Source organism: Arthrobacter sp. Soil_N43, assembly GCF_057655195.1.
Genome location: NZ_JBDGML010000070.1, coordinates 51,079 through 61,016, shown reverse-complemented (window position 1 = coordinate 61,016; position 9,938 = coordinate 51,079). Strand labels below are relative to the sequence as shown.

The following is a 9,938-nucleotide window of genomic DNA, read 5'->3' as shown; positions in this document are numbered from 1 at the left end:
CCCAGAGGCGGGTGCGCGGCTGCTGCGGCGGGCGTCGACCTACCGCGCCGCCGTCGTCACCTGGCTTCCTGCGCGGTGCGGGCAAGCAGGCAGAACTCGTTGCCTTCGGGATCACTGAGAACAACCCATGTTGCGTCGGACCCCTGGCCCACGTCCGTGTGCCGCGCGCCCAGGCCCAGCAGCCGCTCAAGCTCGTCGGCTGTCGATGTGCCGTCGGCGCGGAGGTCGAGGTGCAGCCGGTTCTTGACGGACTTGCTCTCCGGCACTGGCACCACGTCGATGGTGGGCCACGCGCCGTCTGGCGGCCCGATGCTGATGACGCCGTCGTCCTCGTCGAGAACGTGCCAGCCGAGGACGTGGCACCAGAAGTCGGCCACCACGCGCGGCTGTACGGCGTCGATCACGACGGACGCTATTCGACTGGACATGGCACCATCCTAGGGCGGCGACCGGCAGCAACAGCGAACTTAGCCCCGCAGCACCCACGCGGCGTTGTCCGGCTGCAGCCAGCCGTCACGTTCCAACGGGACGGCGCTGGCCAGCACGGTCCCGGCCGGCAGCCGCACGGGCTCGGTTCCCATCGCGACGGCGACGAGGAACTTCGGGCTGCGCTCGCAGACCAGCAGGTTCCCGGCCTCCACGCGCCAGGTGCCGCCGTCGTCCGGGGTGAACACACCCTGTTCCCACAACCGCCGGCGGAGTCCGACGGCGGCCGTCACCAGTGCGAGCGTGGAACCGGGGTCCTGCTGCTGGGTTTCGACCGCGTGGGTGCCCCAGCCGGCGGGCTGCGGCAGCCACGGCGCGGCCGGAATCCCCGCCGGCGGGCTGACCCGCTCACCAGCGGAACCCAGCGTGAAGCCGTGGTTCAGTGCCGGGTCTTCGGTCCACGGCAGCGGGACGCGGGCTCCGTCGCGGGTGACCCCGCCACGAACCCACATCGGGTCCACGCGGGCCTCCACCGGGACATCGACTTCGGGCAGGCCGAGTTCCTGCCCCTGGTACAGGTACGCTGCGCCGGGCAGGCCGAGCAGCGCCAGCACCGCAGCCCGGGCACGCCGGGCGCCGAGAGCCCCGCCCCCAAACCGGGTCACCGAACGGACGATGTCGTGGTTCTCCAGCGCCCAGCTGGGCGCGGCGCCGTGGAGCCGGCGGGCGGCTTCCAGCTCGCTGCCCACCGCGGCCCAGGCTGCAGGGTCCCAGCCCAGCTTCACGAAGGCGAAGGCGAACGCCTGGTGCATCTCGTCGGCCCGGGTGTAGCGCGCGGCGCGGGCGGGTTCCAGATTGACCTCGCCCACCAGCAGCCGCTGCGGCTGGTACTTCTCGGCGAGGGCCCGCCAGCGGCGGTACACCTCGTGGACTTCCTCCTGGTCCGAGACCAGGGGGTTGGACCGGAGCCCGTCCACCACGGCGGTGGCGGACGGGGCGTCCGGCAGGCCGTCGGCCTTGAAGAGCGCATGCGCGACGTCGATCCGGAGGCCGTCCACGCCCCTGTCGAACCAGAAGCGGAGCACGTCTTCGAAGTAATCGCCGACGGCGGGATTCCGCCAGTTCCAGTCGGGCTGGCCTGCCGAGAACAGGTGCAGGTACCACTCCGTGTCCGTCTCCGTACTGTCGCTGTCCGAGTCCGGGTTCGCGCGGCTCCAGGCCCGGCCGCCGAACACGCTTTGCCAGTTGTTGGGTGGCAGGTCGCTGGGGGAGCCGGGGCTGGAACTGCGGCCCTCGACAAAGTGGAACAGTTCCCGTTCGGGCGAGCCGGGGCCCGCCGCGAGGGCCTGCTGGAACAGCGGGTGGGCCGAGGAGCAGTGGTTCGGGACGACGTCGAGCAGGATGCGCAGGCCCAGCGAGTGGGCGAGTTCCAGCAGCCGGTCGAACTCGTCCATGGTGCCGAAGAGGGGGTCCACGCCGCAGTAATCGCTCACGTCATAGCCCTGGTCCACCTGCGGGGAAGGCTGGAACGGCGTCATCCAGATGCCGTCCACGCCCAGTGAGGCGATGTACGGCAGCCTCGCGGTGAGCCCGGCGAGGTCGCCGACGCCGTCGCCGTTCCCGTCCGCGAAGGAGCGCGGATACACCTGGTAGATGACCGCGGACTCCCACCACCCGCCGTCGTGCGCTTGTTCGGAAGCCGGCGCGGAAGCGAGCGGCGCCGGGCTCAGCCCGTCAGCGCTCATTTGCCGGCCCCGGCGGTGAGGCCTTCCACGATCCGGCGCTGGAAGATCAGCACCATGATCACCAGCGGGACGGTGACGATCACGCCGGCCGCCATCTGCTCGCCGAACGGCGCCTGGAATTCGGTGGCGCCGGTGAACTTGGAGATGGCCACGGTGGCGGTCTGGATTGTGGGGTCGTTGATCATCGAGAGGGCGATGATGAACTCGTTCCAGCTGTGGATGAACGTCAGGATGGCGGTGGTGAACACGCCCGGCGCGGCCAGCGGAAGCAGCACCTTCCGGAAGGCCTGCCACTTGGTGCAGCCGTCGATCATCGCTGCTTCTTCGAGGTCGAACGGCAGCTGCTTCATGAACGTGGTCAGGTTCCAGACGGCGAGCGGAATGGCGAAGGACAGGTTGGGGATGATCATGGCCTGGTAGGTGTTGATCCAGCCGAGGTCCGTGAAGAACCGCAGGAGGGGCACCACCACCGAGATGCCGGGGAACATCGACGTCGCAATAATAACGCCGAGGATCACGGACTTGAACCGGAAATCCAGCCGGGAGATGGCGTAGGCGGCGAACACGCCCAGGATCAGGGCGGCCACGGTGGTCACGCCGGCCACGATCAGGCTGTTGAGCAGGGCCTGGCCGAACATGGTGGAGCCGTCGAACACCTTCACGTAGTTCTCGATGGAGAACGGCGCGGGCAGGAGGGTGTTGTCGAAGATGTCCGCGGTCCGGCGGAGGCTGGAGACGATCATCCAGTAGAACGGCGCCAGGCAGTAGGCGAAGATCAGCACCAGCCCGGCGTATACGGAGTAGGAGCGCCAGGCGCGCTTCTTCGGTGTGCGGGAGGCGTCCGACGGCGGGCGGTTGCCCCGCCGGCCGCTGTCACTGGAGAGGCTCCGGAGTTCGGTGATGGTCATCGGGTGGCCTCGGCCTTCTGTGAACAGGTTGCCTTGCGCTTCTTGCTGCCCAACTTTTTAGCTCCCGTGACGTCCGCGCCCAGCACCTTCACGAACACAATCGCGACGACGGCGACGTACAGGAACAGCACGACGGCGAACGCGGAGGCGGAGCCGTAGCGGAGCTGGTTGGATTCGTCCCACGCGAGCATCGAGAGGGTTTCCACGGATTCCTTGCCGGGGCCGATGAGGACGAACGGGAGGTCGAACATCCGCAGCGCGTCGAGCATGCGGAACAGCACGGCCACCAGGAGCGTGGGCTTGACCAGGGGGAGCGTGATGGAGCCGAGCTGGCGCCACCAGCCGGCGCCGTCGATCTTCGCGGCCTCGTACACTTCCTCGGGGATGATCTGCATGCCGGCCAGGACCAGCAGGCCGATGAACGGGGCGGTCTTCCACACCTCGGCGATGATCACGGCCAGCTTGGAGGCGGTGCCTTCGGCGGTCCAGAGGATCTCGCTGCCCAGCAGGCTGTTGGCGATGCCGTCAGACTGGAAGATCCAGCGCCACAGCAGGCCGGAGACGGCAGTGGGCACGGCCCACGGAACGAGGATGCTGGCGCGGAGGAAGGCCCGGCCGCGGAACGCCCGGTTCATGGCCAGCGCCAGGCACAGGCCCAGGACGGTTTCCAGGAACACCGTGGTGACGGTGAAGAACGTGGTGTTGCCGAAGGCGTTGAGGAAGCGGCGGCCGGATTCGCCGACGAACAGGTCCGCGTAGTTGGCCAGGCCCACGAAGGCCTCGCCCTCGGTGACGAACCCGTCCGCGTCCAGGCCGGACTCGGCGCTGAACAGCGACTGGTGGACAGCAGAGATTAGCGGGTAGACGATCACCAGCGCCAGGACCAGGAGGGTGGGGGAGAGCAGCATGGCGGCCATGCGGCCCTCGCCCGGCGTGCGGTTGCCCGCGTTCCGGATTGGCGGGTTCTTCCGGCCCTGCGGTGCCGGAGGTGCCGTAGCGGTAACTGTGGTTGTCATTTCGCGGTGATCTCTTCGAGCTTGGCCTGCATGTCCGCCAGGGCGGTGTCCGTGTCCTTCGCGCCGGTGAGGGCGGCGTAGGCCTCTTCCTGGATCGCCTTGGTGGTGGCGCCGTACTGGACCACCTTGGGGCGGGGCTGGGCGCTGCTCAGGGATTCGAGCAGGGTGGGGAAGAACGGGCGCTTGGCCACGATGGCCGGGTCTTCGTAGAGGGCGGAGTAGGCGGGAGCGCGGGAGCTGAGGGCCAGTCGCTTCTGGGCCTGTTCCTGGCTGGTGAAGAACTTGATGAACTCCAGGGCCGTGGCCTTGTTCGGGGTGAACGGGGAGACGGCCAGGTTGCGGCCGCCCAGGGTGGAGACGCCGGGGCCGCTGGTGCCGGGGATGGAGGTGATGCCGAACTTGCCGGCCACGGAGCTGGAGCCGTCCGTGGCGCTCAACGATGAGTAGAGGAACGGCCAGTTGCGCAGGAACACCACTTTGCCGTCCTGGAAGGCGCGGCGGCCCTGTTCCTCGAGGTAGGTGATGGCGTCGCTGGGGAAGAGGCCGTCCTTGAAGCCGTCCACCAGCTGCGAGAGGCCTTGCTTGGCTTCGGGGGTGTTGACCGTCGGTTTGCCGTCGGCGTCCACGATGCTGCCGCCGGCGGAGGCCACGGCTTCGGAGAAGTTGACGGTGAGGCCCTCATTCTTGTCGAACTGGCCGGCGTAGCAGGACATGCCCTTGGCTTCGGGGAGTGCCAGCACCTTCGCGCAGGCGGCCTTCATCTCGTCCCAGGTCTTGGGCGGGGCGGCCACGCCGGCGGCCTTGAGGAGGTCGGTGCGGTAGTAGAACAGCGCGCCGTCGGTGTAGTACGGGGCGGCGTAGAGGGTGTCCCGGTACTTCGCGGCGTTCACGGTGGCGGGGATCATTTGCTCTGTGGGGATGGCGCCCGCGGGGAGCGGGAGCACCCATTTGTTGGCCGCGAACTCGGAGTTCCACACGACGTCCAGGTTGAGCACGCTGAAGGTGTCCGACTTGATCTGCGCGTTCTGGACGAGCTGCTGGCGCTGCTGGTCGGCAGAGTCCGGAAGTTCGATGAAGGTGACCTTCTCCTCCGGGTGCGCGGCGTTCCACTCGTCGATGCTCTTCTGCGCGGCACCGGAGGCGTCGCGAGAGGAGACGTAGTTGATGGGGCCCTTGCCTTCGAACGCCGCGGCGGCGTTGGCTCCGGCCTTGGGTTCCGTGGGGGATCCGCCGCAGGCCGTGAGCGAAACGGCGGCGGCCGTCACGAGTGCGGTGGTGGTGAGAAGAGTCTGCCAGGTCCGGCGGCGCTGCCTCATGTGTTGCTCCTTCAGGGGTTCTGTCTGGTGTGTGGCACGTGGTTTTGGGCACGTTGGTTTTGGGCGTGGGGGAGTACGACGACGGCGGCACGCGTCAGTGCCGGCTGTTGCCGTGGGGTTGGGGTTGGGTTGTGTGTGGCTGGGGTTGGGGTGCCCGTTCGGCGGGGGCGCTAGCTCTGACAGGGCGGCGCTGTGGAGCCGCGTTCGATCAGCCGGTGCGGCATGATCTTCGGCCCGAGGTCGCGGGAGCGAAGCAGTTTCTTCACGGCCATCCGGCCCATCTCCTCGAGCGGCTGGGCCATGGTGCTCAGGGGCGGGTGGACGTGCAGGGCCGTGGAGGTGTTGTCAAAGCCGAGGACGGAGACGTCTTCCGGAACCCGTCGGCCGCGTTTCTGCAGTTCGTTCACCACGGCGGCGCCCATCTCGTCACTCATGGCGAAGATGGCGGTGAGATCCGGTTCCTGGTCCAGGAGTTCGTCCAGGCCGGGGGCGCCGCTTTCGTAGAAGAAGCTTCCGGCGGCGGTGACGGGAGTGCATTTGGCTTCGGCCATGGCGCGGAGGTAGCCGCGCGTGCGTGGCTGCGCCACATAAATGGACGCGGGGTCGCCGGTGAGCAGGCCGATGCGGCGGTGGCCGAGTTTCAGCAGGTGACGGGTTGCGTCGTAGGCTGCCTGCTCGTCGTCGATGGCCACACTGGGTGAGCCGGACTTGTCGCTGATGGCCACGGAGATGATGGGGATGTTCGGCCCCAGCAGCTGCCGTGTTTCGGGGGTGATGACGGCGGAGATGAGGATGACGCCGGCCGCCCGGTAGGTGCGGAGCGTCCTCAGGTAGCCGGCAATGTAGGCCGACTTGGCTCCGGTGCGCCCCAGCATCACGGCGTAACCGCGCTCCTGGGCCTCGGCTTCGACGCCCTGCATCACCTGGGAGGCGAGGGCGTCGGACACCATGGGGGCCAGCAGCCCGATCACGGAGGTCTGCCGGGTTTTCAGGCCGCGGGCCAGGTAGTCCGTTTCGTAGCTGAGGCTGCGGACCGCGTCCTCCACGCGCTCGCGGGTTTCGGCGGAGTAGCCCACCAGCCCGTTGACCACCCGCGAGACGGTGGCAGGAGATACGCCGGCGTGCCTGGCGACGTCCCTGATGGTTACCACTGTTTCTCCTCGCGGGGTGTTGCTGGTTCGGGTGCAGAACACGGGCACGCAAACGGTTTACGTAATCGGTTTCGTGATCTGCTGCACCAACACTAAACGGAGAGGAACGGGATTGTTGTACGTTTCGTAAACGGGGGATTCATAGCGATGGAGGCAGGGCCACCGGACCCCACCCGAATCATCCTTTGGCGTCAGCCGGGCCGCTATCAGTCGCCTCGTCCTCCGCAGGGAGTGCGGTATGGGCAGAATTCCCTGACGAGATCTGCCGCTTGACCTGCTCAAGCTCATCTTTGAGAAGGTCAACGGTGGCACGGTATTCTTCGAACTCCGCCGTTCGGCGCCGAGCCACCGAGTAACTGATGCCGGCGGCGAGAATGGCAAGCGGGAACGACACCAGCAGGGCCCAGCCGGACGCGGCAAGGAAGTCCAGCGCTACGGGAAGTGCCTGCTTGAATGCCAGGAACTCGTTCACCCCGCCGACCACTCCGTTCAGAGCGGAGTCCAGGGGGCCCAGAAACTGCCCCACGACAGGGGTCCCGGAGAACGACGGAGCGCTCAGCGGCGGTTCTCCCCCTGCGGACCAGCGCGAATCACTGAAATGGTTCAGGACGTAGATCGCTGCACCCGCGTTGAGGGCCGCGAAGAGCAGGACGGAACCAAGCGCAGTCCAATGGAGCCTGCGCGGACGCCAGACGCCGGCCACAAGCGCGAAGACTGTGGCGGCAACCCAAGAAAAGATGCGGAGTTCGTCGCGGCTCATGCCGCCCAGTAGATCCAAGGAATTCCCCGCCCCTTACAGTTGGAGCCCATGCTTGTCCCGTCCCAAGCGAGCCTATCCCAGTCACCCTCGGGCATGTCGCGGCAGTTGCGGGCGTCACCGGCTAGGCGTCCGAGATCTCCATGCCCCGGGCGCGTTTTCCGGGGAACGCCGTCCGGAGCTGTGCCCGGAACGTCAGCGGGCTGCGCCGGCTGACCGCGATGACCGAGAGCAGGCCGGTCAGCAGCACGATGATGCCGCCGGCGGCCACCGACCAGCGCGCGCCGAACTCCGTGCCGATCCACCCCATGAGCGGCGCTCCCACGGCGGTGCCGCCCTGCAGGACGGCAAGATAGAGGGCCAGCACACGCCCCCGGAACTGCGGCTCCACGGAGAGCTGGATGCTGGTGTTGCAGCTGTTCAGGAAGGTGATCGAGGCCAGGCCCACCGGTATCAGCACGGCGGCGTAGAGCCAGAACGACGGCGACACGCTGGCTACCAGCGTGAAGACCCCGAGTCCGAGGGCCCCGCCGAGCAGGAACCGCAGCCGGGGGCCGGTCCGGCGGGCCGCGAGCAGGGCGCCGGCCAGCGTCCCCACGGCCATGATGGAGCCCAGCAACCCGAATTCACCCGGCCCCATCCCGAACTCCGCGGTGGACATCAGCGCGTTGGTGATAGCGAAGTTCATGCCGAAGGCGCCGAGGACGCCCACCATGACCAGGATGAGCACCAGCTCCGGCCGCTGCCGCACGTAGCGGAGGCCCTCGGCCACCTGGTGCTTGCCGCGGGAGGCCCGTGTGGTGGGGGCCAGCTCGGAGGTGCGGATCCGGAACAGCGAGATGATGACGGCGGCGAAGCTGGCTGCGTTGAGCAGGAAGACCGGTCCGGTGCCTACCCAGGCGATGAGCAGACCGGCGATGGCCGGACCGGTGAGCCGGGCGGTGTTGAAGGAGGCGGAGTTCAGCGCGACCGCATTGGCCACCCCGTCCTGCCCCACGAGTTCGGAGACGAAGGCCTGGCGGGCCGGCGCGTCAATGGCGCTGGCCAGTCCAAGGCACAGGGCGGCCAGGTAGGCGTGCCACAGCTGGGCGTTGCCCGTCACCACCAGGAGCCCGATGGCCAGCCCGCACAGTCCCATCGCCAGCTGGGTCCACAGCAGGATCACGCGTTTGGAGTGCCGGTCGGCGAGCACCCCGCCGTAGGGGCCAAGCAGCAGCATCGGCAGGAACTGCAGGCCCGTGGTGATGCCGACGGCGGTGCCGGAGTGGTCGGTGAGGACGGTCAATACCAGCCAGTCCTGGGCGATCCGCTGCATCCAGGTGCCGATATTCGAGACGAGCGCCCCTCCCGCCCACACGCGGTAGTTTCGGTTCTCCAGCGCCCGGAACATGGCGCTCATTTGGCGGCCAGCTGCTGCATGATGTGGGCGGCGCGGCTGAGGGTCTGGCGGTCCTCGTCGCTGAGTCCGGCGACGCGTTGGGCCAGCCACGCCGTCCGTTGTTCGCGGGCCTCCGCCAGGACATCCTTCCCGGCAGGGGTGATTCCCACCTGGACCTGGCGGCCGTCTGCGGGGTGGGCTGTCCGGGTGACGAAGCCCTGCTCTGTGAGGGCGTTGACGATCCGGGTCATGGACGGTGCCTGCACGTGCTCGCGTTCGGCCAGCGCGCGGAGGGTCTGCGGGCCGTTGCCGTGCAGCTGCGCCAGTACCGTGTACTGGCCGGGGGTGATGACGTCCCCGGTTGCCTCCACGCGGAGCCTGCGCGAGGTGCGCATCACCGCAGTCCGCAGGTCGATGGCCAAACTGTCCGGCGTGATGCTGTCCTTGGGCTCCCGGTCCGTTGTCACTGTTTGTTGCGCCTCCTGAAAATTTAGTTAGCAATGCTAATTAGCTCTGCTAACCATTATGCTCCCGCCGCCTGCAGGCGGCAAGTGGGTGCCGCCGTCGGCTACTGACCGGGCGTGGTTGTACAACCGGAGGGCTCCGCCGCGCGCTATTTCCGTAGCCATGAATCGGTTCCATAATGGCCCCATAAGTGTCGGGACCCTCCGCGCCGATGATGGCTGGCGGGCGCGGGAGAGTCCCAGGTGGCCGCCCCGGGAACTGGCGGAGCGGGCGGCCACGCGGCCACGGGACAAAGACGTCCCGGTGCCGCTACCGGGGGAGAGCATCGCCATCACCGAGAACAACGGACAAAGGGAATCATCATGCTCACGGATTCAGACATCATCGCTGTCCTGCCCGCGAAGGACATCAACAGGGCGAGGGATTTCTACCGGGACAAGCTGGGGCTGGAACCTTCCGAGACCCCGGAGGCGGACAGCCTGCTGTACCGCGGCGGACACGGAACGGGCTTCCTGATTTATCAGACAGAGAATGCAGGCACGGCGAAGAACACCCAGATGGGCTGGACCACGGACAACCTCGAACGCGAAATGGAGGAACTGCGGGGCCGCGGCGTCGTCTTTGAAGAGTACGACCAGCCCGGGCTAAAGACTGAGAACGGCGTCGCCACGAGTGAGTCTGAGAAGGCCGCCTGGTTCCTGGACAGCGAAGGGAACATTCTCAACATCTCCCAGCGCACATAACTGGAAGAGAACGACGCCGGCGCTCGCCGCTGC

Annotated in this window: 10 protein-coding genes; 1 reads left to right on the top strand and 9 read right to left on the bottom strand. The window is 67.7% G+C overall.

Annotation, left to right across the window (positions count from 1 at the left end; translation table 11 throughout):
• Positions 1–56: 56 nt before the first annotated feature.
• From AC3A3W_RS07085 to AC3A3W_RS07045, 9 genes are all read right to left on the bottom strand, one after another.
• Positions 57–428, bottom strand: coding sequence for a VOC family protein (locus AC3A3W_RS07085; protein ID WP_487441456.1), 372 nt, complete (start codon positions 426–428; stop codon positions 57–59).
• A 39-nt stretch (positions 429–467) separates the two neighbouring features.
• On the bottom strand, positions 468–2,171 hold the full coding sequence (locus AC3A3W_RS07080; protein WP_487441455.1) for an alpha-amylase family glycosyl hydrolase: 1,704 nt from the start codon (positions 2,169–2,171) through the stop codon (positions 468–470).
• Entirely contained in the window at positions 2,168–3,079 is a 912-nt protein-coding gene (locus AC3A3W_RS07075; RefSeq protein ID WP_487441453.1) for a carbohydrate ABC transporter permease, read from the bottom strand. Before AC3A3W_RS07075 ends, AC3A3W_RS07080 begins: the two co-directional genes overlap by 4 nt.
• A complete protein-coding gene (locus AC3A3W_RS07070; RefSeq protein ID WP_487441451.1) occupies positions 3,076–4,095 on the bottom strand; it encodes a carbohydrate ABC transporter permease in 1,020 nt (339 codons plus the stop codon). The genes AC3A3W_RS07075 and AC3A3W_RS07070 overlap by 4 nt, the downstream gene beginning before the upstream one ends.
• Complete coding sequence (locus AC3A3W_RS07065) at positions 4,092–5,411, bottom strand: ABC transporter substrate-binding protein (protein ID WP_487441449.1); 1,320 nt, start codon at positions 5,409–5,411, stop codon at positions 4,092–4,094. Before AC3A3W_RS07065 ends, AC3A3W_RS07070 begins: the two co-directional genes overlap by 4 nt.
• Positions 5,412–5,581: 170 nt before the next feature.
• A complete protein-coding gene (locus AC3A3W_RS07060) occupies positions 5,582–6,562 on the bottom strand; it encodes a LacI family DNA-binding transcriptional regulator (RefSeq protein WP_487441447.1) in 981 nt (326 codons plus the stop codon).
• A 178-nt stretch (positions 6,563–6,740) separates the two neighbouring features.
• Entirely contained in the window at positions 6,741–7,322 is a 582-nt protein-coding gene (locus AC3A3W_RS07055; protein ID WP_487441445.1) for a hypothetical protein, read from the bottom strand.
• 121 nt (positions 7,323–7,443) lie between these two features.
• Positions 7,444–8,718 carry an MFS transporter gene (locus AC3A3W_RS07050; protein WP_487441443.1) on the bottom strand — a complete coding sequence of 425 codons (1,275 nt, stop codon included), beginning with the start codon at positions 8,716–8,718 and terminating at the stop codon, positions 7,444–7,446.
• The gene (locus AC3A3W_RS07045) at positions 8,715–9,092 is read right to left on the bottom strand and encodes a MarR family winged helix-turn-helix transcriptional regulator (protein ID WP_487441461.1); all 378 of its coding nucleotides are present in this window, start codon (positions 9,090–9,092) and stop codon (positions 8,715–8,717) included. The genes AC3A3W_RS07050 and AC3A3W_RS07045 overlap by 4 nt, the downstream gene beginning before the upstream one ends.
• A 432-nt stretch (positions 9,093–9,524) precedes the next feature.
• Between AC3A3W_RS07045 and AC3A3W_RS07040 the strand changes: the two genes are divergently transcribed.
• Positions 9,525–9,905, top strand: coding sequence for a VOC family protein (locus AC3A3W_RS07040; RefSeq protein WP_487441442.1), 381 nt, complete (start codon positions 9,525–9,527; stop codon positions 9,903–9,905).
• Positions 9,906–9,938: the final 33 nt, after the last annotated feature.

Excerpts from the sequence above, each read along its gene's own strand:
- AC3A3W_RS07085 (WP_487441456.1), bottom strand. The coding sequence starts at position 428 with ATGTCCAGTCGAATAGCGTCCGTCGTGATCGACGCCGTACAGCCGCGC.
- AC3A3W_RS07080 (WP_487441455.1), bottom strand. The coding sequence starts at position 2,171 with ATGAGCGCTGACGGGCTGAGCCCGGCGCCGCTCGCTTCCGCGCCGGCT.
- AC3A3W_RS07075 (WP_487441453.1), bottom strand. The coding sequence starts at position 3,079 with ATGACCATCACCGAACTCCGGAGCCTCTCCAGTGACAGCGGCCGGCGG.
- AC3A3W_RS07070 (WP_487441451.1), bottom strand. The coding sequence starts at position 4,095 with ATGACAACCACAGTTACCGCTACGGCACCTCCGGCACCGCAGGGCCGG.
- AC3A3W_RS07065 (WP_487441449.1), bottom strand. The coding sequence starts at position 5,411 with ATGAGGCAGCGCCGCCGGACCTGGCAGACTCTTCTCACCACCACCGCA.
- AC3A3W_RS07055 (WP_487441445.1), bottom strand. The coding sequence starts at position 7,322 with ATGAGCCGCGACGAACTCCGCATCTTTTCTTGGGTTGCCGCCACAGTC.
- AC3A3W_RS07050 (WP_487441443.1), bottom strand. The coding sequence starts at position 8,718 with ATGAGCGCCATGTTCCGGGCGCTGGAGAACCGAAACTACCGCGTGTGG.
- AC3A3W_RS07045 (WP_487441461.1), bottom strand. The coding sequence starts at position 9,092 with ATGCGCACCTCGCGCAGGCTCCGCGTGGAGGCAACCGGGGACGTCATC.
- AC3A3W_RS07040 (WP_487441442.1), top strand. The coding sequence starts at position 9,525 with ATGCTCACGGATTCAGACATCATCGCTGTCCTGCCCGCGAAGGACATC.